Raw genomic sequence first — 21,465 nt, 5'->3', positions numbered from 1 at the left:
CCCGCGAAGGCGTCCGCTCAGTCGACATCAAATCATCAGACTTTCCTCGGCCGCAGAGCCCTCCGTCAACCCCCAAATCCCGCCCACAAAAAAGGGGACTTTCGTCCCCTTGCGGTGTTGCCTTCTCAAGCGCTGCGTCTCAGTAAATATCCTTCGACAACAGGGTGAACGGCGTCTTCACCAGGATCTTCACATCCAGCCACAGCGACCAGTTGTTGATGTACTTCAGGTCGATCTCGACACGCTTTTCCATCTTGTCGAGGGTGTCTGTCTCGCCCCGGCAACCGCTGATCTGTGCCAGGCCAGTGATGCCCGGTTTGATTCGGTGACGGGCCATGTAGGCGAGGATCTTGCCCGAGTAGTAGTTGTTGTGCGCCACGGCGTGCGGACGTGGGCCGACCAGCGCCATGTGGCCTTGCAGCACGTTGAACAGTTGCGGCAGCTCGTCCAGCGAAGTGCGACGGATGAAGCGACCGACTGGCGTGATGCGCGAATCGTTGCGGCTGGCCTGTTTGACCTCACGGTCATCGTGCACGCGCATCGAGCGGAATTTCCAGACCTTGATCACCTTGCCGTTCCAGCCGTGGCGATCCTGCTTGAAGAACACCGGACCCGGCGAGGTGAGCTTCACCGCCAGCGCCACGGCCAGCAGCACCGGGCTCAACAGGATGATGGCCAACAGGGCGACGGCTTTTTCCACCAGACTCTTGCTTAGCGCGGCGGTCGGGCGGCTGGTCAGCGGGCTTTCGTTGAGGTAGATCGCCGGCAGACCGTCCACGACTTTCACCGAGTGGTTGAGCAGCGTCAGGCTGTTCAGGTCCGGCACCCAGACCACGTCAACGTTGGCATCCAGCAGATCGACGTACATGGCTTCGATCTTGGCGGCTTCCGACAGCGGCAGCGTGATGTACAGGCGGCGGATGTCGTGGGTCTGGATCAGCTCAAGCAGTTCGTCCTGAGCGCCGACAACGCGCGGAGCGTCCGCTTCCAGCGACGGGGTATCGCCGTTGCTGACCAGGCCGACCAGCGGCAGGTTTTCGTGCTGGCTCAACTTCTTCGCCAGGCCCAGTGCCAGTTCGCCGGTGCCGACGATCAGGGTCTTGTGTTCGCTTTTGCGCGAACGCTGGTAGAACTTCGAGAACGCATGCAGCGGTGCGTACAACAGCGCCTGACCGAGGAAGCCGTACACCGCCCACTCAAGGATGACCTGGCGGGAGAACAGCGCATCGGCCTTGCAGATGAAGGCGATGAACGCCAGCCCGGCCATGGTCATGAACCAGCCCACGAACAGTCGACCCAGCCCGGTCAGGTAATTGTCTCGCTTTCGGTACGCGCCGCTGAAGGTATAAGCCGGCACTGAGGCCAGTACCGCAAGGATCGTGCACATCCGATAGTAGAACTCGACGGTGCCGGTGTGCTGTTCGGCCAGTATGAACAACAGTGAAACAATGAAAGTCTGTGCCAGCGCCCATTGGCCCCAAAAGGTCAGTCCCTTGAGGCCGGTGTTTCGATTGATACGAAGAGAAAGATCCATACGATATCCCCAAAAGACGTCCATTCAGGTTTCGACAGTAGAAAACCGAGTTGTTAAGCAGACTTGTTATTGTTGTTTGAGCCAGTGTCCTGAGGTAACAACGCCGGAATGCGGAACTGTCGTCAGTCAATAGACTAAGTTATTGCCGGGGATGCTGTCTGACGAGTTCTAACAAGATGGCACAATGCCAACTTATTTGAATTTCCAATATTCAAACGTTAGAAAAGGTCGAAAGGCAGGGGGTGAATAATCAATATTGTGTTTGCTATCGTAGGTGGGGTCAGGAGGCGGGTATAACCAGGGAGGGGTGAAACCAAACAGAGTGCTTTTTTATTTTTGTAATCGCACTTGTATCTGTTTGTCTTGTAGTGGGGGATGCTGTTTAGGCAACAACTTCCTGGATCAGGCAATAACCGCGATTGCGCACGGCACGAAACAATCGTTCACCGTTGCTGGCGTTCTTGAATTTGTCTTGAAGACGGCTCAGGCACATTTCCAGTCCCCGGTATTGCTCCGGCTCGCGGCCGATGCTGAGGATCAGATCGTCCCGACTGACAACACGCTCTTCATGGTGAAGCATTTTGCGCACCAGGGCGGTTTCGAGCCCGGTGAGACTGATCTCGACACCCTCTTTCGTCAATGCACCCTGATCATTGTCCAGATGCCAGGCTTCAGTGCAGGGCGCGTCGGACTCGATCGTTCGGGAAGTGTCAGTGGGGTCTTCGGACATGGCCGTGGAGTTGTGGAATGAATGCGCCGATTGTGCTGCCAGCCATTCCGATTCGAGGGTGGCCAATATGCGCTGGGTATCATGTTCAATGCTGGGTGCGACATGCTTCCTTGTGCCGCGTGGGTAAGTGAACTCCATCAGCATCGGAGTGGAAGAGGGCGAAGCAACACCTTCAATAAACATTTGTGCCTGAGACGTGCCAAACGAATTGAAACGCTCACTGGAGAGAATGCTCTCGAGTTCGCGCTGCGACGCTGAGCTGTTAGTCACGACAACAAAGTATTTTCTTGGGAGGGTCGTGCTGGTTTCCATGTCTCTCTCCTAAAGTACACACCAAATTTGGCGAAAAAATAATGGCAGGCGAGCAATGTTTTCCTCGGAATTAATCGATCAGGCAGGGTCTGGGCCCAAAGATGGCCTCGATAAGTTCCACTCGGTCTGCGTTAGAGTAATGGTTTATTGTTATGTTTAAGTGTTGCAGCGCTCATGCAATTGACAGCTTTTTATTAGATATGTGACGCGGTTAAAACTATGAGAAAGCGGATGTTTGAAGCGTTGCATCAGACGTTCCCTCGTATGCTGCAAAAGAGTGTTTTCCCTGAATCAAGGAGTTGAGATCAACCCCCTCATCAGACGATAGCCATACCCGCGAATGCTCTGTATGGCGTTCGTACCGTACACGTCCTTGATTTTCCCACGCAAGCGGCTGATGGATTTTTCCAGCGCCCGAGGGTCGTAGAATTGGGTGTTCAGCCCCATGATGCTGGCGATTTCATCGTGGCTGAGAATGTGATTGCCGGTCTGCGCAAAGGCTTGCAGGATCTTCATTTCGGCAAAGGAGATATCGAGTTTCTTGCTGGTGTCCGAGAGGCAGATGCGGGTGGAGTCCAGCACCAGGCTGATATCCCGCTGCCATTCTTCGCTGTCGAAGAACTCACCCAGCAGTTCCGCGCTTTCATCGGACAAGGTATTGAGTTTGATACAGAAGTCGGCACCGGCCAGAAAGTACTTGATCTTGTTGTGGGCGCCGCGACCTGTGATCACTGCACAAATAATCGGCTTCAAGTTGTCGTTGCGCAGGTTTTCCACCAGCGCAAGGTTATCTTCGAGTGCCTGAGGGCTGTCGATGATAATGAAGATCGCCCGATACAGGCCGTGATATTCGTTGTGCTGATATGAACTAATGTAGGCGTCGGCTTCAACAGCCACACCGCTCTGCACATGCTTCGTGATTAGCGCGCTAAAGTGTTCAGCCACGCCACGGGTACGACCCAGGGTGAGAACACCTGGTTCGTCGCTTGTGCGGCGCGGGCTTCTAGTCGCTAAGTTACCTGTGAGCATCATGCATTGACTCGAAAAGGTGCTGACATCGGGATGTTAAAGCACCGGTTCTCATCTGTGACTGACAATTGGTAACATTTGGACGAATTTTAGACGTGGCTCCCGAGTTTTCTAACAATAATTAAGCGATTCAAGCTTTTAGTTGATTTTTTCGGGGCTGTGAACTAACGGAATTGAGGTCGTTAGATGGTGGCAATATGGAATGGTGCCACTATTTTGTAATTATCGCGAGCTGTTTTTATGTCCCTTGGCCATCACTCAATTGCATACGTATCAGAACAGTGTGAGGTGGGTCACATTTTATGGGGAGGCCTGTCTTTTGGCTATAACGTCGACAAGTTCACATACGGACGTTTATTAACATGCCTTGAGTGTGGCTTTTGATAAGACATATTCTCCGTCCCCGAGTCGGGCAATGGGTGCGCATCTGCCAATTGTTTTACTTCAGATACTCAATGCCTGAATGCATTTAACAGGGCGCCCGCAAAGAGCGCTCTGACGGAGGATTAATGGATTTACTGACCTTGTTCAAGGTGCTGATTCTTGGGGCGGTAGAAGGCCTGACCGAGTTCCTGCCCATTTCCAGTACGGGCCACCAGATTATTGTTGCCGACTTGCTGGAGTTCGGCGGTGAACGCGCCATGGCGTTCAATATCATCATTCAACTGGGCGCCATTCTGGCGGTGGTCTGGGAGTTTCGCCCGAAAATCTTCGAGATCGTCAAAGGCCTGCCGACCCAGAGCAATGCACAGCGTTTTACCCGTAATCTACTGATCGCTTTTTTCCCGGCGGTGATTCTCGGCGTGTTATTCGCCGACACGATTCATGAATACCTGTTCAACCCGATCACCGTTGCCGTTGCATTGGTCGTGGGCGGCATCGTGATGTTGTGGGCCGAGCAGCGCGATCATGTAGTGAGTGTCGACCATGTGGACGACATGAAGTGGGCCGACGCGCTGAAGATCGGTTGCGTACAGTGCCTGGCGATGATTCCGGGCACGTCGCGCTCCGGTTCCACCATTATCGGCGGTCTGCTGTTCGGCCTGTCACGCAAGGCCGCCACGGAGTTCTCGTTCTTCCTGGCAATGCCGACCATGGTCGGTGCTGCGGTGTATTCCGGCTACAAGTACCGCGAACTGTTCCAGAGCAGCGACCTGCCGGTCTTCGCCCTGGGCTTCGTCGTAGCGTTCATCTTCGCGATGATCGCCGTGCGCGGCCTTCTGAAGTTCATTGCAAACCACAGCTACGCCACTTTCGCCTGGTACCGGATCGCCTTCGGCCTGCTGATCCTTGCCACCTGGCAATTTGGCTGGGTGAACTGGACGGCGGCGGCAGCCGCTTGATCATTGACTGCTGATCAGTGCAGCGACGGCGAGGTCATTCAATTCAGAGTCGGGCGAATCCTGACGAAACCGCTGCAACGCCGAGGTGAAATATGCGGCTTGCAGCATGCCGTCACTGGCGAGGAAATAACGTGCCGCTTCTATTTCCTCTACCGAATACACACGTTTTTTCAGTCCGGAAATGTCCGACATCCCGTCGACTGTGACCATCGTCGTCGTGAAAACCAGAAAACCAGACATCTGGGTAGATTGAAAAGGGCCATCTCCCCCCTCACCGCAGCCCTTCAAAAAATCACAGGATGCATAGGCGCTTGCAGAGAGAGTCGAGAGTAAAGCGAGGAGGGTGAAACGCTTGAATAAAACACAGCTGAACGCGGGCATAACCAAAAGACATCCTGTCAGTACAACAAAACTCCGGGCAACGCTCATTCGTTGCCCACACGCTCAACGCGTCGATCAACGCCCGGCCAGCAACTCCGCTGCCTGATCCAGCAACGCCAGCGGATCCTTGGCCTTGTGGATATCCACCGACAACAACTGACGAAACTTGCGCGCCCCCGGGAACCCGGTGCCCAGGCCCAGCACATGCCGGGTGATGTGATGCATCGCACCGCCGGCAAGCAAATGCTCGGCTATATAAGGCCGCAACTGCGCCAGCGCCTCGGCCCGGCTGATCACCGGCGCGGCACTGCCGAACAACTGCTGATCCACCTCGGCCAGCAGATACGGATTGTGATACGCCTCGCGCCCCAGCATCACCCCGTCAAAGGTCTGCAAATGCTCGTGGCAGGCCTCCATCGTCTTGATCCCGCCGTTCAGAATGAACTCCAGCTCCGGAAAATCCGCCTTCAACCGCGCCGCCACGTCATAACGCAACGGCGGAATGTCACGGTTCTCCTTCGGCGAAAGCCCCTCCAGAATCGCAATCCGCGCATGCACCGTAAAACTGGTGCACCCGGCATCCCGCACCGTGCCGACGAAATCGCACAGCTCCTCATAACTGTCCCGCCCATTGATCCCGATCCGATGCTTCACCGTCACCGGAATCGACACCGCATCCCGCATCGCCTTCACACAATCCGCCACCAACTGCGGATGCCCCATCAGGCACGCACCGATCATATTGTTCTGCACCCGATCACTCGGGCAGCCAACGTTCAGATTCACCTCGTCGTAACCGTGCTCCTGCGCCATACGCGCACAAGCGGCCAGGTCCAGCGGAACACTACCGCCCAACTGCAACGCCAACGGGTGCTCGGCTTCGTTGTGACGGAGGAAACGCTCGTGATCGCCGTTGAGCAGAGCGCCGGTGGTGACCATTTCGGTGTAGAGCAGGGCGTTTTTCGACAGGATGCGTAGGAAGTACCGGCAGTGACGGTCAGTCCAATCCATCATGGGCGCGACGGAGAAACGGCGGGAGAGTGGGGCGGGTGTGGCGGTGATTGGGGGCATTGGGGGTACGGAATCGGTGTGGCTGGGAGGTGGGGGAGTTTATCAGGAATGAGGAGGAGGGGCTTGGGGGAGGACCTGAATGCTGTGCTGAGGGGGCTTGGAGCTTGTAGAGGGGGACTGATAAATAAATTGATAAATAAATCAGTCCCCTTTTTTAATCGTCCCCTTTTTTCCTTTTTCGAAGCGGAGCTTAATAAATCGCGGTAGATGTTTATGTCCGGAAAAAGTTGAATAAGATGCAGGCCTGCGAGCAAAAAAGGGGGAGGATGTTTAGTTAGTAAATAAAGTCGTCCAATTTACCATCGGTTGATTTGATTCAACCGATGGTTGATTTACGCTTCGAATTAGGGTTTGGACTGTGGGAGGGCAGGCCGATCATCTAAAAATATTGAATATTGTCCTCCTGAGTAGTCGAGTCTCCGCCAGTCATTTAGTGATCTTCCAGAGCAAATTTCAACTGCCAATAGCGATGCCTGCTCAAGAGCTGGTTTTGCCTCGCTGTCTACGGAAAGATAATAAGTTATCCATTTCAGATAACCGCTAATCCAAAAGCTCGCTTTGAGGTGATTGTCCCAATCAGTCCAGTTGGTGGTGGATGCTAATGGCCGTTGTATTTTTGCTCTCAAGTTACGAAGCTTTTTCTCAAGAAGGATGTAAACTTCTTTCTGGTAATCTGCGTTACTATTCGCCATTAGAAATGCAGCGATATCGGTCGTCTTTGCTTGATGATCTAATTGAAATAAAGGGTTTTGATTTTTTGTCAGTTTGTTGATCAGTGAAAGAAGCTCGTTTAGCCAAACATCAGCTACGAACTCTATCTTGGTTTTCTCTTGCTCAAGCAAGGGGTTGAGGACTTCGGTTATTAACCATGGGTAGCAATAGCTAAGCTCCTTCATATGGTTTCGCAAATGTTCAAATAAATCTTTAACCTCCTCTCTGCTTGGAGTGGAAGGAAATGAGGATAAATACATTTTGATTAGCTTTTTATGTGTTCTATTATCGCTATCCGTACGAAAGGTTTTGTTAATTAGCCATCCTAAGACAAGGTTTTTTTCTCTGTCTATGACGGTCTTTATAATAGAAGAATTTCGGATGTTTCTATCTATTAGTGTTCCTATTCCTGAGTAGCCAAACCATCTCATCAAAGCGTTTGGCTGAGATATCAAAAACTGTATGTTTTCTTTTGTAATTCCGCAAGCTGAACTTAGCGAGATTTCACAAATTATCTGTGCTGCCACAGAACAAGCAATAGTTTTAGTCGGGTTTTTTGAGTCAATATTTTTATCTATGGTGTATAGGGTTTTTAGTAATTCGTTCTGGTCTTTTGTCCATAGGAATTTCACTGCGTAGTAGTCGCCCCATGTCAAGGGTTTTAGTTTTGTTGGGTTTACAAAATCTGACACTCTATAATGCAGTAGTAGATCTGACATGGAGCTCTTTAAAGTTGAAGTAATATAGGCGTCGTGCGATAGAGTAGGGTGTTCTGTAGACAGAGTTGTTGATTTTTTTATGAGTAATGTGCTGAGTTTTTTTGCTATTGATGGTGTAAGTGTTAAGTTGTTTAATGTTCTTATCGGTGTGTGAGATAGTATGTTGGCCCCTATTTCCCAATAGTCGCTGAATTCTTCGTCTTTAACACTGTGTAGAGAGTTAAGGAAAGAGGTAGGGGGGCCGAGCTTTTTGCTGTTTAGAGTGTTGTTTTCTGTGTATCCGAGTTCTTCAAGTTTGAGTTTCAGGTCTGCTGGGTTTAGGGTGGTCAGTAAAGGTATGTTCACCCAGCTTGAAATAGCTATAGGCGCAACTGGAGAATCAAGGAAAGATAAAGGTTCATAGGCTGAAATCGGTTGTGTTTGTTTCGAGTGGTCCTTTGAGTCAATGAGTAGGTCTAGCGAATTTCCTAAGGTTTTAGACTTTGATAAAAGTTGATGTGTGTATTCTTCGACCTTTGGAAGAGTGTCATTAGGTATTGGTGTTATAAGTAAAGGGTGGCTGTCTGTTGCATTTTGAAGCGAGTTTGAAAGGTGATAACCTTTGATGGGCTTTCCGCTTTTATCGGAAATAATAATGTAGCGATCGTGTAAAAAATCTTTTGGAACTCCGTATAGCTTAAAATCAATGTTGTCAGTTAAAGACGCAATCTGTTGGTATGTCTGAATAGCGTTGGCGATTCTTTGACTAGGTTGGCTAGGTTCCCAAGTGGTAATTACAATGTACTCGCTGCCAGTGCTTGCTTTAGGGAGAAGTAGGGATATGCCAACATCTTCAAAATATGGGTCAAAGATAACAATCTGGTGTTCTTGGTATGAAGCCAAGACTTTGTGTATCCATTCGACTAGCTCAATTCGCCCAATGCCCCCACTGTCTCTAAAACGCTGAAAAAATCCTGCTTCGGATTTCTCGGGAAATGCTTCTTTGACAAGTGACTTCATTTGATGATTGGAAGAAACCCATGGGTCACCCATGTCGAGTTTGAACTTTGAATAGGAAGCTTTAGAGCCGTGGTTGATGGTTTGAAGTGACTTGATTCGATCTAGTTTTGGTGAAATGTTTATAACGTCGGTTAGCCAGCTAAATTTTATTGATTTTCCGGAAATGGTTCCGATACGAGTGGAAATGGTATTTGCACGTATGTAACTTACATTGTAAGAGCAGTATAGTCTTCCGGAACTGCTTTCGTCGGAGAAAGTAAATATTTCAAATTTCAGGCTGTCGATTATTTCTGTTTTATTTTCAGGTACATCAATTGAGAATCTCAAAATTCCTTCTGTTGGGTTTTGGTTTATAGCTGTTGAATGTATAGTTTGGTTGTTGTTGATAAAATGTATGTGTAATGATGCGCTTGTTGTTTTTGGATTGCTGATTCTCGTATTTAAGTTTAATTCAACCTGGAATCTGTTTTTTTCTCTGTCCCATGATGTATGTAGGTTGTCTTGCTCTTTGTTGTTGAGTGTGGGGAATAGTAATAACTCAATTGTTCCGAGTCGGGTGCTATCTTCGAGATTGAAGAGCATCCCGGTTTCTTTATTTATTTGGGTGATGGCAAATGTTGCTATTTCTGCACTAAATATATTGTCGATGTCGAATATTTTTCCTCTGTTTGTAATTATTATTGATGCGCTAAAAGCTGAGGCAGTTCCATGAGGGCTTCTAATGTTGCCTTCTCGGGGGGCATTTCTCATGGGTAACAGAGTTGTTGGTTTGAAAATTAGTTCTTGCGTTATGGAGAAGTCTTCAGTTCTTTTTTCTATTGAGTCGCTTATTTTTATGTCTAATTCTTTGCTTATGTCCGGCAGTGATTTTCCAGATGTTAGATTATTAATCAGCTCTTTTGCTTTAGAGGGAGTGCAGTATAGACTTAAAGGTAAAAGCTGGGCTTTTATGTTTTTAATTGTTTTGAAGTGGTCCTCCTTTGGTGCGCTCCATTCATTGTTTTGATGGCTGGAAGGAAGTATCCTGGCGTAAAGTAGAGTGCTTTTCTTAAATCCATTTTGGATTGTTTGTAGAAGCCAGATTTGAACTGCGCAATTATCTCCTGTGTTGTCGTCTAATAGAAGTCGGAGATTGGTGTCTTCAATTAATGCCTCGATTTTTTCCATGCTAATCCTTGTTGATGGAGCGGTTATTTAAATTTTGAGTGAGTTGGTGTAAAGGGAAAAGGGATGGATATATTTATTTTCGATCTTCCGTATTAAGTTCGTCCCTGCTCTCATTTTCTCAGCTTCAGTTTGGCATTGTTTGCTTTTTGCCATTGGTGAAAATATAAGTGTCAGGCACCCATTCAAATTTCATTTTTTCTGTATCGGAAGCAGCCAACTTCTTGTCGGCGGCCTGAAACTGGTTGTAATCCATTGTCCCGCTATAGATGTACGTTTGACCTGGGTCAATTTGGATGTCGTTAGTGAGGCCAATTCTTTTTATAGGGTCGCCGAACATGTCGCTGAGTACTACTGTTCCCTTTACGCCAGATAGGGCCTCAGTTGTATTGTTGTGTAGAGCAATTTCAATTGAAAAATATTCACTGTATTGCTTGTTTTTATAGTCGGCGGGATTCAGTTTAAGTTTGAGAAGGGACGCTGTAAGCGTTCCGTTCATTTCTTTCAGTGCCACAAGCTGTTGCTGTTTTACTTGCTCGGCCAGGGCTTTTTGTTTTTCCGCTTCGGCAGCTTTGGCTTCGATCCAGGCCTGTTGTGTTTTCAGAGCATCACCCAGTGTTGAGTCTGCAACAACTTTGCTACCGCCAAATGTGCTGGCCACCACTTGCCGGGCAGCATAGCCACCAAACAGTTTTCTATCGTTTTCATCGAGTTTGCCGACAGCTTCCATTAGCCCTTTGTCCTCTGACCATTTACTGATATCGGCAGGCAGTTTGGTTTGCTTTGGGTCAGAACAACCGGCGAGCAGCAAGCATGCAAGAAAAGTTGCGATGGTTTTTCCCTTCATGTATCAGTCCTTAAGATAATTATGTTTTTACTTGGTTGTGTGTTTGTTTACGAGTATAGCTCAAGAAAAAAAGGGTGATGCAATCGTTCCAGTTGCGACGCTTTGTTATTAGCTTATGTTTTGATACTGCTTTTCTATTTCTGTCCAGATGTATTCGTATCTGCTCTTCAGCCATGTCACCAATAAGGCGTTGGCTTTTCTTTTGAACCAGCTGTTCTCTTTTGCTCCCAGCATTTTTTCAATGTCATCTTCCAATTCCTGCCTGTTGAAACAAAGCCATATAGTCGGAAGCGTGCTTTCAAGATTGGAATGGCAAATCGGAGCAACCTCCTCAAAGAGTATGCGCTTCACTTCATCTCGATCGAATTCTCTTGTCCTTCGTGCAATCGCAGCATAGTCGACTTCGTTATCAACAAAGGCATCCGACAACGCCCAGCGCACATCCGCTCTTTGTTGCTTTGTCATAGAACTTCCCATTTGGAAAATTCCTCCAGTTCTTCATCAAAGGTGTCGGCTACTGCGCTGCCAGCAATTCCTCCCACAATACTTCCCGCCAGAACGATTGCCACAGCGCAAGCTAGGGCGCCAGGGCCGCAAAATGCAGAGACGCCCAAGCCAGCCAACCCCCCGCCCGCAGCACCCCCGCCGATAATAATGCCTTGCCGGGCCGTTTCCTTGACTTTGTTGTCTGCGTTCATGATTTCATATACGGCGAAAGTCGCAGTGACCAATAGGCCGACCTTTCCCATTATTCTTAATTTTTGAGTTCCTTTGCTTACCGGTGCGTTGTCACGGCCCGCTGATTCCAGAATCTCGTAATAGACTTTGCTCTTTTGTTCTGGGGTCAGTTTGTTGTATTCGACGTTTGCCGTTTTCAGTGCGTACTTGTCCAGTGTGTCCTGTAACGTCGGAGGCAATCGTTTCTTCCGTTCAGCGAAGGCCACGCCTTGTGCCGAGGTGAATTTTCGATGCTCGACCAAGATTCTATTTCGCATTTCCTGGCAAAATGCTGCTCCTTCCTGCGCACTCAGCCTTCCTGCGGCGACTTCGGCTTTAGTTTCCACTGACATGCGCTTGATGTTGCTCATGTAGTTACTGCGTACTTTTGCATCTGATATGGCATCTAAAGAGAATCTTGTGGCAGCCCCCTCCATACCCGCAATCGCCATGTCCAATGGCGAATTCTCAAGCTCGTGTGCTTTTTGAACAACGTAGCTTCCCGTTACGAGCAATGGCTCAGTCATGAAACAATCCTTATTTCAATGATGCATTGAATAGCGTGTCGAAAATTGAGCCGGTCGGTGGTTCTTCTTGAGAGCCGAACTCTAGCTTTTGGCAGACTTTTCCACGGATGTTGAGAAATTTCACAGTGTTGGTGATATCGAAATTTCCGGATTGGGTAGAACCATCTTCGAAGTGAGCAACGCAGCTCATGCCTAGGTAAGACTCAGAACCGGGGATGGTGAAGCTGATCCATCCAGGATGAATGATCATCGGCGTCGGCGGCGTAAACGGCGCAGGCGTATGTGAGTCGCCGATGATCACCGTTCCCGATCCTCCGATCACAACGTCTCCATGTGAACCCACTGTGCCGACCAGCGCGGCATTTTTGCCGTTGATGAATACGGTGCTGGACACGGCGGAGGCCAGTGCGCTGCCGCAGGTGCAGGTGTCGTCTTTTCGGGCGGCGGCGAGTCCGTCGAAAAATACGTCGGGGGATCCGGAGGCAATGGCTTTGGGGCCGTGTCCGGGGATGGGGCAACTGGTGGGATCGGTGATGCGTGCAGCGGGCTTTGCCATGTTTGACTCCCTGTCAACGGATTAGCTGGCACCGACTGTATCAGAGTTGCTTTGGCAGTTGCCTGACGGCGACGTGCGCGGTGTTGGTTATCCATCTAAACAGCAAAATTTGAGTGTGTTTAAACGAAGCTCTATGACACTACTTCGGCCCTACACATCCTTGCGCCACCCCCTACACCTAAGACAGAATCCGCCGGCTTGTGCGTCTACCCCGTGGCTTTTATCGTTCTCGGGTCACTGAAAACCAGTGATCGGGTTTGGTAGCCCGTGTGTTAGATGTACAGCGTCATCGTCACCGGTCGTGCTTTCGATCGGGGTCTATGGTGGTCATGTACAGGGCGTCTCCGGGCGCGCCGGCTCCTAACACCCGGTCTACCAACCTGTTCATGGCCGCCACCCTAATGAGATGGTCAGCCCAGTACGGGAACCCCGCTAAATCTAAACTTATCGGGGTTCTCACTGACTTGCGGAGACCTCTCATGGACACCTTGAACTTGCTCGGCCTGGATATTGGGAAAAGCACCTTTCATCTTGTAGGGCACGACGTTAAAGGCAAGGAAGTGTTGCGCAAGAAATTCAATCGCAACCGCTTGCTCGAGTTCGCAGCAAGGCTGAAGCCCTGCACCATAGCGATGGAGTCTTGTGGCGGTTCACACTGGCTTGCCAGAAAGCTCTTGTCTTTCGGTCATCAAGTGAAATTGATTGCGCCGCAGCATGTAAAACCTTACGTCACCGGCAACAAGAACGACTACATCGACGCTGAGGCAATTTGCGAAGCCGCATCTCGCCCTAAAACACGTTACGTCGCCATCAAAACCGTTGAACAGCAGGTGCTATCAACCCAGCACCGCCTTCGTGAGGCGTTGGTAGGACACCGTACTCAAACGATCAATCGCATTCACGGGTTCTTGCTTGAGTTCGGGATCGAACTGCCTGCAACAAAAGCGGCTATGAATCAAGTTCATCAAATTCTGGATGACCCTGCCGCCGAGTTACCGCAACAGCTGAAGTCTTTTATTGAACATCTACTGGAAGAGATGAAGCGGCTCAACGACGAGATTAAGGCGATTGACCGGAGTATCAAGGAGCAAGTGGACACTGATGACGCGGGAACACGCCTGATGAGCATCCCCGGCATCGGCCCGATCATCGCTAGCGCGCTGCTGGCCGACGTCGGCGACGCTTCCAATTTTCACTCATCGCGAGACTTCGCCGCTTCGCTGGGACTGGTGCCAAGGCAATATTCAACAGGCGACCAAACCGTCCTTTTGAACATCAGCAAGCGTGGTGATAAATACCTTCGAAAGCTTATGATTCAAGGCTCGCGTGCAGTTCTGGTGCACATAGATAAACGTACCGATGCTTTGGGAACCTGGTGCAGAGACCTGCTGATACGAAAGCACCCGAATAAAGTCGCCTGCGCTTTGGCCAATAAATTGGCAAGGATCGTATGGGCTGTTTTAGCTCGCGGAGGTAGCTACAACGCACAATCCATGGCTTGACCGAAATTCACTACCGGCTTTTGCGACGACAAGATGATGACGATAAACAGCTCAACTCCTGCTTGAAAACCTGGCAAACGAATCAGCTTTCGAGGCTGGCACCCTTTTCAAGGACAGGCAGGAGCGACTACTCATCAAGGGCCAGGTGGCAACACTGCCGACCATGAGCCCGGATACATTAGCGCAAGCATGCTTTACCGTTCATCGCTCGTGATTGCAGGAGATGGGCTGACCATACATTCGTTTGGTAGCGAAAGGGTGAAGCCTTCACTAAAAGTGTTAGGAGTTTCATCCATGTTCAAACCAACACCCAACCCACCAGAAACCGATCCAGTCTCCCCCTACAAATTCCCCGATTCACGAACCCTGAACGAAGCCGCCGAACGCGCCCTCGATCACTACCTCACCCCACAGCAACGGATCATGGGCAGCCACACCCAACATGACCCGATGTACTTCGCCAACCCGGCCTACGACACCGAATCCCTGCTCGCCAACGCCAGCGAGTCCCTGGGATCAGCCTCCGAAATGCTCAACAACTTCGCCGCCACCCTGGAACCCGCTCACCGCAAAACTGCCATCGGCATTGCGCAGTTGGTGATGTTGGGGTCTTTGGCGGTGAATCAGGCGTTGGATAACGTCGAGCCGAAGTAGGTTCGGGCAACCCTCTGCGTTGGAGGGTTGATCGTCAGGCGTGGGTTCAACCTGAACCCCCGCTGAAAACCCCGCAAGTTTCATCTTCCCGCCCCCCACACAGGCCTACGTTCCCTCCACAAGATCCCGACCCCACCCGAGCGCCTCACACCATGAACAACCCACTCAAAGCGCTGTTGATCGTCGCCACCATCTCGGTTTTAACCGCCTGTTCCGGCTCCGGTGGCCTGACCACCACCAGTTGTTTCTCCAGCGACTGTCAGTCGCCGGAGGCGCGGAACGTGAATACGTTGAAGTTTGGCGGGAGCAATATCGGTAACAGTTTCAACCAGTACAGCTCCGGCCTGATGCATGACGATTGAGGGTTACTGAGCTGCTGGTACGGCGATCCATTCGCTCAGGACTTTCTGGTATTTGCCGGTGACTTTGCTCAGGTGCAGCCACTGGTCGACGTAGAGTTTCCAGCTGATGTCGTCGCGCGGCAGCAGGTAGGCTTTTTCGCCGTATTGCATGTACTGGCTCGGGTTGACGGCGCACAGGCCGGGTTTGAGTTTTTGTTGGTAGAGGGCTTCGGAGGCGTCGGTGATCATCACGTCGGCCTTGTTGTCGAGCAGTTGTTCGAAGATGGTCACGTTGTCGTGCAACGCCAGTTGCGCCTTGGGCAGGAAGGCGTGGACGAAGGCTTCGTTGGTGCCGCCGGCGGGTTCGACCAGGCGCACGTTTGGCTGGTTGATCTGGTCGATGGTCTGGTATTTGGACTGGTCGGCGCAACGCACCAGCGGGATCTTGCCGTCGACGTCGAGGGTGTTGCTGAAGAAGGCTTTTTTCTGGCGTTCGAGGGTCACCGAAATGCCGCCGACGCCGATGTCGCATTTGCCGGCCTGCATGTCCGGCATCAGGGTTTTCCAGGTGGTCTGCACCCATTCGACCTTGACGCCGAGGCTGTCGGCCAGGGTTTGCGCCATGGCGATGTCGATGCCTTCGAATCCGCCGTCCGGGCGTTTGAAGGTGTAGGGCTTGTAGTCGCCGGTGGTGCAGACGCGCAATTGGCCCTGTTGCTGGATGGTGTCGAGGTGCGAGGCCGGTTCTTGTGCCTGGGCGGCGCCGGCCATGGCCAGCAGGCCGCAGAAGATCATCGTGCTTTTTGGAATTGTCATTGTGATCGGGCTTGTGCAGTGGGAGTGCGGGCCAGTGTAGTGAATGGGTTTGCCGGGTGTCATCCCGGTTCCGGGCTCAACGTACCCAGCCACGCCACCAGTCCCAAGATCAACAGCGCAATCACCAGCTCCAGTGCCACGCTGCGGCGCAAGGCGTTGGCCGCCACTTGATGCTGCCCCGCGCGCAACGATTGCTCGAGCGACGGCCCAAGGTGGAAGCGGTTCAACGCGGCCAGCACCAGCATGCCCCCGAACAACACAACCTTGATCGCCAGCAGAATCCCGTAGGTGCCGAGCAGGATTTCGCCCAGTGTCGGGCCGATGATGAACAGGTAATTCGCCACGCCGGTGACCGAGAGGATGAGCACAATCGCCGCGCCGACGCCTTCGAAGCGTTTAACGGAATCCGCCAGCGAACGAATGCGCGCTTCGCTGCACAGTGCGTCGAGCCGCGACATCAAGATCAACGCGAGCATCGCGCCCAGCCACGCACCCGCCGCGAGCAGGTGCAGGATGTCGCTGAGCAGATGCCACGCGTTATCCATCGCCCCGTGTCCGCTCCAGGCCAGGGAGGCGAGGGCGACGGCGCCGGCCATCGATGCCAGCCACAATCCGGGCCAGATCATCACGGCGATCAGCGCAATCATCCGCAGCGTCCACGCCAGCCCGACGTCGGTTTCCAGCACCATCATTTGCAGGTGCGGCCACAGCGCCGCGAACTCCGTTTCGCCACTCATGGCGCGGGTCATCAGCACCAGTGCCGCCACTGACAGCAGCGCCCCGATCAACGCCATCCCGCGCAGCATCGGCCGAAACCGCAGCACCGCGTCAACGCTGTACAGCCCGAACAACGCGAGCCCGAACAACAGCAGCAAATCCACATACAGCGCCAGACGCAGGAGGATGTTGATCAGTTCAGCCATCGCTCACTTCACTTTGAACGTGACGTTGCCGGTGATCGGGTGCGTGTCCGATGACACCGCGCGCCATTCGACCTTGTACGTGCCGGCCGGCAAGGGCGTGAGCGGGGTGACGAGCATGGTTTTCGGGTCGCTGCCGGCGCTGACTTTGGCCTTCATCGGCATCGGCGAGTGGGCCATGCCGGGCATTTCGGTCATCACCAGTTTGGCGCCGGAGAATTGGGTCAGCAGATCCTCCGAAAAACGCAGTTCGATCTTGCCGGGCGCCGCGCCGTCGGCACCTTCGGCCGGGGTCGACGACAGCAGTTTCGGGTGGGCTTGGGCGAACGTGCTCAGGAGCAAACCGCTGGCGAGGACGAGGGAGATTTTCAATGTGCGCATGCAAGACCTCGGTGTTGTTTTTTGATGGGATTCAGAACCACAGCCGCACGCCGAGGACGAGTCGCGCTTCGCTGCGATCCTCGCCTTCTTCCCGTGCGTAATCGGCGGTTTGGCCGTAGGTGCGATTCCAGGTCACGCCGATGTAGGGCGCGAATTCGCGGCGGATTTCATAGCGCAGGCGCAGCCCGACTTCGGTGTTCGAAAGGCCCGAGCCGATCCCGCGTTGCGGGTCGTTTTTGCCGTAGACGTTGAGTTCGGCGGTGGGCCGCAGGATCAGGCGATTGGTCAGCAGGATGTCGTAGTCGCCCTCCAGCCGCACCGCGCTCTGGCCGTTTTCACCGAGGAACGCCGTGGCTTCGGCTTCGAAGTTGTACAGCGCCATGCCCTGCAAACCGAACGCGGCCCAGGTTTGTGGAGCGCCGGGTTTGAAGTCCTGGCGCACGCCGCTGACCACGTCCCACCACGGCGAAATCGCGTGGCCCCACAGCGCCTGGATTTCCGCGTCTTCGGTCTTGCCGTTGCTGCGTTCGCCCTCGGAGCGCAGCCACAGTCGATCGATGTCGCCGCCGATCCAGCCGGACAAATCCCAGGCCAGGGTGCTGGCGTCGTCGGCGTCCTGCCATTCGAGTTTGTCGGCGAGGAAGTAAGTGTTGATGGCGCTGTCGTGGACCTGATGCCCGGCGTGGCTGGTGAACACGGCGGCGCGGTCGGCGTCGGTCAGTGCCGGGATCGGTGTGCGGCTTTCGGTCGGCGCGGCGGGCTGCATCATGCCGTCGTCTATGCTCTGCAGATCGCCCATCTGGCTGTGATCCATGCCTTGCATATCAGCCATCCGGCTGTGATCCATGTCCTGCATGTCGCTGGCGGCGAACGCCGGGGCCATCGACAGGAGTGACAACGAAAACGCGGCAAATCGAGTCATGGTCGGCGTCCTCATTCTTCCACCCGCACTTCGCGGAACATGCCCATTTCCATGTGGTACAGGAGATGGCAGTGATAAGCCCAACGACCCAGCGCATCGGCGGTCACGCGGTAGCTGCGGCGGGTGCCGGGCGGCATGTCGATGGTGTGTTTGCGCACCTGGAAATTGCCGTTTTCGTCTTCCAGATCGCTCCACATGCCGTGCAGGTGGATGGGGTGGGTCATCATCGTGTCGTTGACCAGCACCAGGCGAATCCGCTCGCCGTACTTCAACAGCAGAGGCTCGGCGTCGGAGAACTTGATGCCGTTGAACGACCAGGCGAATTTCTCCATGTGGCCGGTGAGGTGCAGTTCGATGGTGCGGCTCGGATCGCGGCCATCCGGGTCTTCGAACGTGCTGCGCAGGTCGGCGTAGGTCAGCACGCGGCGACCGTTGTTGCGCAGGCCGAGGCCGGGGTCGTCGAGTTTCGCGGCGGTGGTCATGGCTTGCATGTCCACCAGCGGGTTGTCCTTTTCGCTGTCGGGGTGCGACTGCATCGGGCCCATGTTCATGCTCGAGTGATCCATGCTGCTCATGTCCATCGAACCATGATCCATGCCGCCCATACCCATGTCGTCCATGGTCACCAGCGGGCGCGGATCCAGCGTCGGCACCGGGGCCGACAAACCGGCGCGGGCGGCGAGGGTGCCTCGGGCGTAACCGGTGCGGTCCATGGCCTGGGCGAACAGGGTGTAGGCGTCGGCGGCGGGTTCGACGATCACGTCATAGGTTTCCGCCACGGCGATGCGCAACTCGTCGACGCTGACCGGTTTGACGTGCAGGCCGTCTGCGGCGACCACGGTCATTTTCAATCCGGGAATGCGCACGTCGAAGTAGCTCATGGCCGAACCGTTGATCAGCCGCAGCCGCAGCTTTTCGCCGGGGCGGAACAGGCCGGTCCAGTTGTCATCCGGGGCGTGGCCGTTCATCAGGAAGGTGTACGTGGCGCCGCTTACATCGGCGATGTCGGTGGGATTCATCTTCATCTGCGCCCACATCGTGCGATCGGCAACGGTGGCGCCCCAGCCTTTTTCGCCGACATCGTGGATGAAATCAGCGACGGTGCGCTTGTGAAAGTTGTAGTAGTCGGACTGTTTTTTCAGGGTCTTCATCAGGCTGGCCGGGTCTTCGTCGGTCCAGTCGCTGAGCATCACCACGTAGTCGCGGTCGTACTGGAACGGCTCTGGTTCCCGCGCATCGATCACCAGCGGCCCGTAGACCCCGGCCTGTTCCTGCAAGCCGGAATGGCTGTGATACCAGTAGGTGCCGTGCTGGCGAACCTTGAACTGGTAAACGTACACGCCACCCGGCTCGATGCCCTTGAAACTCAGGCCGGGCACGCCGTCCATGTTGGCCGGCAGCAGAATGCCGTGCCAGTGGATCGACGTGCTGTCCTTGAGCCGGTTGCGCACCCGCAGCGTCACGGTGTCGCCTTCGCGCCAACGCAACAGCGGGCCGGGCAGGCTGCCGTTGATGGTCATGGCGGTGCGGGGCCGGCCGGTGAAGTTGACTGGAGTTTCGCCGATGAACAGCTCGAAGTCTGTGCCGCTTAACTCGTTCACCTGGCCGGGGCTGTTCAAGGCCCAGACCGGTGTGCGCCACAGGCCGAGGCCGCCGAGCAGACTGCCGGCGGCGAGGCCTTTGACGAAGGTGCGTCTTGAGGTGGTGGAAGGCATGCGCTGGAAGTCCCCGTTTGACCAATGACGGGGAGGCTAACCAGCGGCAGCTTTCAGCTGGCTGAGGCGCGGATTACAGTTGTGTCAGGTTCAACCTACAGACCGAGCCCTTCCTGGACTACCAACAGCAGGTTGTTTTCCGTCAACGCAATCGCATCCAGCTGTTGCCCGGTTTCGAGCGTCTGCAACCACCAATGGCTTTCGCCGTGCTCATCGACCGTGCGCAGCAGCGATGCTTCGCGCCCCGGCAGGACGATTTGCACGCGCCCTGCGCCGTCTTCGGTGAAACGGGCGATGGGATCGAACGTCAGGCTGTGGTGGTTGGCTTCGATGATCAACTGGTCGATGGCGTAGTCGTGGGTCTCGCCATCCGGCGAAGTTTCGCAAACATGGGTAGGATTTCGCCGAATCTTCAGGCCTACCTCGGTCACCGGTTGCAACCAGCCCTCGATGCGGTGATACAAGGCGTAGACCTGAGCCGGCCAGCAATCGATCTCCAGTTCAGCGCAGGTGATTTCGTCAGCATGGGTGTGCCGGGTTTGTTTGAGTTTCGCGGCGAGTTCGTCTGCTTTACTCATGTCGGTTCCCTGTGTTGAGTTCAACAACATCGTAGTCCTTTCAAAGTAATGCAGGTTTTGCCCTGCGTCATGCGTCTGCAACACAAGCGTGACTCAATCAGCCCCTGACCACGTGACGGTCAGACCACAGAAACCACGGACGCACGCGTCCCAAGGAACGGGAACATGAAAAAGCTTTTTACAATTATGGCGCTGATTGCGCTGACGGTCGGTAGCATCGGCCTGAGTTCGGCACGCCAGTCGTCTGCCAGCAAGGCGGAATCGGTGGCGGGGGTGTTCGATTACTACCTGCTGACGTTGTCCTGGTCGCCGACCTTTTGCCTGACCCACAAGGACGACCCGCAATGCACCGGCAAGGGTTACGGTTTTGTCCTGCATGGCCTCTGGCCGCAATACGCCAAGGGCGGCTGGCCGGAGTCCTGCCCGCCGCTGACCAACCTGTCGGCCGCCGAAACGGCCAAAGGCCTGACGCTGTTCCCGACCAAAAAACTCCTCGACCACGAATGGAGCAAACACGGCACCTGCAGCGGCCTCGGCGCGATGGGCTATCTGGACGAAGCGGACAAAGCGGTGGCTGCGGTGAACATCCCGCAAGAGTTGCAACCGTTCAGTAGCTCTTATTACTTCGAAGCGCAGGAAATTGCCGACCTGTTCCGCAGGAGCAATCCGGGCATCCCGTCAGACGGCATCGCCGTGATCTGCAACGGCCCGGAACTCTCGGAAGTGCGCGTGTGCATGGGCAAGGACCTGCAATTCGGCGCCTGCGGCAAGGGCGTGAAAACCCAGTGCCGGGCGGGGGATATTCGAGTGCCGCCTTCGCGTTGACCGGAGCAGTTACCGTCCATGGAAAACAGGCGCCTCTTCAGGCGCCTGTTTTTTTGCGTGCGGGTTTGAACAACGGAAGGACTTTGTTCAAGCTGCGCGCCCCACGGATGATGACGTGATACTGCAAGGAGCCTGCTTACGCACGTATCGCGGAAAACTGCTGTTTGACTC

21 protein-coding genes are annotated in these 21,465 nt (G+C 53.7%); 5 read left to right on the top strand and 16 right to left on the bottom strand.

What is annotated here, in order from left to right:
* Nucleotides 1-139: 139 nt before the first annotated feature.
* The 3 genes from QRN46_RS07225 to QRN46_RS07215 form a co-directional block, all read right to left on the bottom strand.
* The gene (locus tag QRN46_RS07225) at nt 140-1,534 is read right to left on the bottom strand and encodes an undecaprenyl-phosphate glucose phosphotransferase (protein WP_201819900.1); all 1,395 of its coding nucleotides are present in this window, start codon (nt 1,532-1,534) and stop codon (nt 140-142) included.
* 382 nt (nt 1,535-1,916) lie between these two features.
* Nucleotides 1,917-2,576: a winged helix-turn-helix domain-containing protein gene (locus QRN46_RS07220; RefSeq protein ID WP_201819903.1), complete on the bottom strand. Its 660-nt coding sequence runs from the start codon at nt 2,574-2,576 to the stop codon at nt 1,917-1,919.
* A gap of 291 nt (nt 2,577-2,867) precedes the next feature.
* The gene (locus QRN46_RS07215) at nt 2,868-3,608 is read right to left on the bottom strand and encodes a winged helix-turn-helix domain-containing protein (RefSeq protein ID WP_285354454.1); all 741 of its coding nucleotides are present in this window, start codon (nt 3,606-3,608) and stop codon (nt 2,868-2,870) included.
* Between the two features lie 506 nt (nt 3,609-4,114).
* Between QRN46_RS07215 and QRN46_RS07210 the strand changes: the two genes are divergently transcribed.
* Entirely contained in the window at nt 4,115-4,948 is an 834-nt protein-coding gene (locus QRN46_RS07210) for an undecaprenyl-diphosphate phosphatase (RefSeq protein ID WP_007951638.1), read from the top strand.
* On the opposite strand, the gene QRN46_RS07205 is transcribed toward QRN46_RS07210, so the two are convergent.
* From QRN46_RS07205 to QRN46_RS07175, 7 genes are all read right to left on the bottom strand, one after another.
* Nucleotides 4,949-5,329, bottom strand: a complete 381-nt coding sequence (locus QRN46_RS07205; RefSeq protein ID WP_285354453.1) for a DUF2388 domain-containing protein — start codon at nt 5,327-5,329, stop codon at nt 4,949-4,951.
* A 75-nt stretch (nt 5,330-5,404) separates the two neighbouring features.
* Nucleotides 5,405-6,400 carry a tRNA dihydrouridine(20/20a) synthase DusA gene (gene dusA / locus QRN46_RS07200; protein ID WP_285354452.1) on the bottom strand — a complete coding sequence of 332 codons (996 nt, stop codon included), beginning with the start codon at nt 6,398-6,400 and terminating at the stop codon, nt 5,405-5,407.
* Nucleotides 6,401-6,744: 344 nt separating this feature from the next.
* Nucleotides 6,745-9,996, bottom strand: a complete 3,252-nt coding sequence (locus QRN46_RS07195; RefSeq protein ID WP_285354451.1) for a VPA1262 family protein — start codon at nt 9,994-9,996, stop codon at nt 6,745-6,747.
* Nucleotides 9,997-10,120: 124 nt separating this feature from the next.
* Nucleotides 10,121-10,840, bottom strand: a complete 720-nt coding sequence (locus QRN46_RS07190) for a putative periplasmic lipoprotein (protein ID WP_011335150.1) — start codon at nt 10,838-10,840, stop codon at nt 10,121-10,123.
* Between the two features lie 108 nt (nt 10,841-10,948).
* Complete coding sequence (locus QRN46_RS07185; protein WP_011335149.1) at nt 10,949-11,305, bottom strand: DUF7079 family protein; 357 nt, start codon at nt 11,303-11,305, stop codon at nt 10,949-10,951.
* The gene (locus QRN46_RS07180) at nt 11,302-12,084 is read right to left on the bottom strand and encodes a hypothetical protein (RefSeq protein WP_011335148.1); all 783 of its coding nucleotides are present in this window, start codon (nt 12,082-12,084) and stop codon (nt 11,302-11,304) included. Before QRN46_RS07180 ends, QRN46_RS07185 begins: the two co-directional genes overlap by 4 nt.
* Before the next feature lie 10 nt (nt 12,085-12,094).
* Nucleotides 12,095-12,640, bottom strand: coding sequence for a PAAR domain-containing protein (locus QRN46_RS07175; protein WP_011335147.1), 546 nt, complete (start codon nt 12,638-12,640; stop codon nt 12,095-12,097).
* 479 nt (nt 12,641-13,119) lie between these two features.
* On the opposite strand from QRN46_RS07175, the gene QRN46_RS07170 reads away from it, so the two are divergent.
* The 3 genes from QRN46_RS07170 to QRN46_RS07160 all read left to right on the top strand — a co-directional run bounded on the left by QRN46_RS07170 (nt 13,120) and on the right by QRN46_RS07160 (nt 15,158).
* Entirely contained in the window at nt 13,120-14,142 is a 1,023-nt protein-coding gene (locus QRN46_RS07170) for an IS110-like element ISPfl1 family transposase (protein ID WP_011335146.1), read from the top strand.
* A gap of 294 nt (nt 14,143-14,436) precedes the next feature.
* Nucleotides 14,437-14,796, top strand: coding sequence for a DUF6124 family protein (locus tag QRN46_RS07165; RefSeq protein WP_007955862.1), 360 nt, complete (start codon nt 14,437-14,439; stop codon nt 14,794-14,796).
* Between the two features lie 152 nt (nt 14,797-14,948).
* Nucleotides 14,949-15,158, top strand: a complete 210-nt coding sequence (locus QRN46_RS07160; RefSeq protein ID WP_041475365.1) for a hypothetical protein — start codon at nt 14,949-14,951, stop codon at nt 15,156-15,158.
* A 3-nt stretch (nt 15,159-15,161) separates the two neighbouring features.
* Here QRN46_RS07160 and QRN46_RS07155 read toward each other — a convergent pair whose 3' ends face one another.
* From QRN46_RS07155 to QRN46_RS07130, 6 genes are all read right to left on the bottom strand, one after another.
* Nucleotides 15,162-15,953 (bottom strand): transporter substrate-binding domain-containing protein, encoded by a 792-nt coding sequence (locus QRN46_RS07155; protein ID WP_285354450.1) that lies wholly within the window; start codon nt 15,951-15,953, stop codon nt 15,162-15,164.
* 59 nt (nt 15,954-16,012) lie between these two features.
* Complete coding sequence (copD, locus tag QRN46_RS07150) at nt 16,013-16,876, bottom strand: copper homeostasis membrane protein CopD (protein ID WP_285354449.1); 864 nt, start codon at nt 16,874-16,876, stop codon at nt 16,013-16,015.
* Nucleotides 16,877-16,879: 3 nt separating this feature from the next.
* The gene (gene copC, locus QRN46_RS07145) at nt 16,880-17,254 is read right to left on the bottom strand and encodes a copper homeostasis periplasmic binding protein CopC (protein ID WP_285354448.1); all 375 of its coding nucleotides are present in this window, start codon (nt 17,252-17,254) and stop codon (nt 16,880-16,882) included.
* Between the two features lie 31 nt (nt 17,255-17,285).
* On the bottom strand, nt 17,286-18,176 hold the full coding sequence (locus QRN46_RS07140) for a copper resistance protein B (protein WP_285354447.1): 891 nt from the start codon (nt 18,174-18,176) through the stop codon (nt 17,286-17,288).
* A gap of 11 nt (nt 18,177-18,187) precedes the next feature.
* Nucleotides 18,188-19,891 (bottom strand): copper resistance system multicopper oxidase, encoded by a 1,704-nt coding sequence (locus tag QRN46_RS07135; RefSeq protein WP_285354446.1) that lies wholly within the window; start codon nt 19,889-19,891, stop codon nt 18,188-18,190.
* A 95-nt stretch (nt 19,892-19,986) separates the two neighbouring features.
* Nucleotides 19,987-20,469: a hypothetical protein gene (locus QRN46_RS07130; protein ID WP_201819933.1), complete on the bottom strand. Its 483-nt coding sequence runs from the start codon at nt 20,467-20,469 to the stop codon at nt 19,987-19,989.
* A gap of 165 nt (nt 20,470-20,634) precedes the next feature.
* Here QRN46_RS07130 and QRN46_RS07125 point away from each other — a divergent pair, with 165 nt between their 5' ends.
* Entirely contained in the window at nt 20,635-21,294 is a 660-nt protein-coding gene (locus QRN46_RS07125; protein ID WP_221614329.1) for a ribonuclease T2, read from the top strand.
* Nucleotides 21,295-21,465 lie beyond the last annotated feature (171 nt).

The sequence above is a fragment of the Pseudomonas sp. lyk4-R2A-10 genome (genome assembly GCF_030209075.1).
GTDB lineage: Bacteria > Pseudomonadota > Gammaproteobacteria > Pseudomonadales > Pseudomonadaceae > Aquipseudomonas > Aquipseudomonas glycinae.
The sequence above is the reverse complement of the archived record's forward strand: the minus strand, read 5'-3'. Positions and strand labels throughout refer to the sequence as shown.

Bases quoted from the DNA above. Each gene is read 5' to 3' on its own strand.
- QRN46_RS07225 (WP_201819900.1), bottom strand. From the start codon at position 1,534: ATGGATCTTTCTCTTCGTATCAATCGAAACACCGGCCTCAAGGGACTG.
- QRN46_RS07220 (WP_201819903.1), bottom strand. From the start codon at position 2,576: ATGGAAACCAGCACGACCCTCCCAAGAAAATACTTTGTTGTCGTGACT.
- QRN46_RS07215 (WP_285354454.1), bottom strand. From the start codon at position 3,608: ATGATGCTCACAGGTAACTTAGCGACTAGAAGCCCGCGCCGCACAAGC.
- QRN46_RS07210 (WP_007951638.1), top strand. From the start codon at position 4,115: ATGGATTTACTGACCTTGTTCAAGGTGCTGATTCTTGGGGCGGTAGAA.
- QRN46_RS07205 (WP_285354453.1), bottom strand. From the start codon at position 5,329: ATGCCCGCGTTCAGCTGTGTTTTATTCAAGCGTTTCACCCTCCTCGCT.
- dusA (WP_285354452.1), bottom strand. From the start codon at position 6,400: ATGCCCCCAATCACCGCCACACCCGCCCCACTCTCCCGCCGTTTCTCC.
- QRN46_RS07195 (WP_285354451.1), bottom strand. From the start codon at position 9,996: ATGGAAAAAATCGAGGCATTAATTGAAGACACCAATCTCCGACTTCTA.
- QRN46_RS07190 (WP_011335150.1), bottom strand. From the start codon at position 10,840: ATGAAGGGAAAAACCATCGCAACTTTTCTTGCATGCTTGCTGCTCGCC.
- QRN46_RS07185 (WP_011335149.1), bottom strand. From the start codon at position 11,305: ATGACAAAGCAACAAAGAGCGGATGTGCGCTGGGCGTTGTCGGATGCC.
- QRN46_RS07180 (WP_011335148.1), bottom strand. From the start codon at position 12,084: ATGACTGAGCCATTGCTCGTAACGGGAAGCTACGTTGTTCAAAAAGCA.
- QRN46_RS07175 (WP_011335147.1), bottom strand. From the start codon at position 12,640: ATGGCAAAGCCCGCTGCACGCATCACCGATCCCACCAGTTGCCCCATC.
- QRN46_RS07170 (WP_011335146.1), top strand. From the start codon at position 13,120: ATGGACACCTTGAACTTGCTCGGCCTGGATATTGGGAAAAGCACCTTT.
- QRN46_RS07165 (WP_007955862.1), top strand. From the start codon at position 14,437: ATGTTCAAACCAACACCCAACCCACCAGAAACCGATCCAGTCTCCCCC.
- QRN46_RS07160 (WP_041475365.1), top strand. From the start codon at position 14,949: ATGAACAACCCACTCAAAGCGCTGTTGATCGTCGCCACCATCTCGGTT.
- QRN46_RS07155 (WP_285354450.1), bottom strand. From the start codon at position 15,953: ATGACAATTCCAAAAAGCACGATGATCTTCTGCGGCCTGCTGGCCATG.
- copD (WP_285354449.1), bottom strand. From the start codon at position 16,876: ATGGCTGAACTGATCAACATCCTCCTGCGTCTGGCGCTGTATGTGGAT.
- copC (WP_285354448.1), bottom strand. From the start codon at position 17,254: ATGCGCACATTGAAAATCTCCCTCGTCCTCGCCAGCGGTTTGCTCCTG.
- QRN46_RS07140 (WP_285354447.1), bottom strand. From the start codon at position 18,176: ATGACTCGATTTGCCGCGTTTTCGTTGTCACTCCTGTCGATGGCCCCG.
- QRN46_RS07135 (WP_285354446.1), bottom strand. From the start codon at position 19,891: ATGCCTTCCACCACCTCAAGACGCACCTTCGTCAAAGGCCTCGCCGCC.
- QRN46_RS07130 (WP_201819933.1), bottom strand. From the start codon at position 20,469: ATGAGTAAAGCAGACGAACTCGCCGCGAAACTCAAACAAACCCGGCAC.
- QRN46_RS07125 (WP_221614329.1), top strand. From the start codon at position 20,635: ATGAAAAAGCTTTTTACAATTATGGCGCTGATTGCGCTGACGGTCGGT.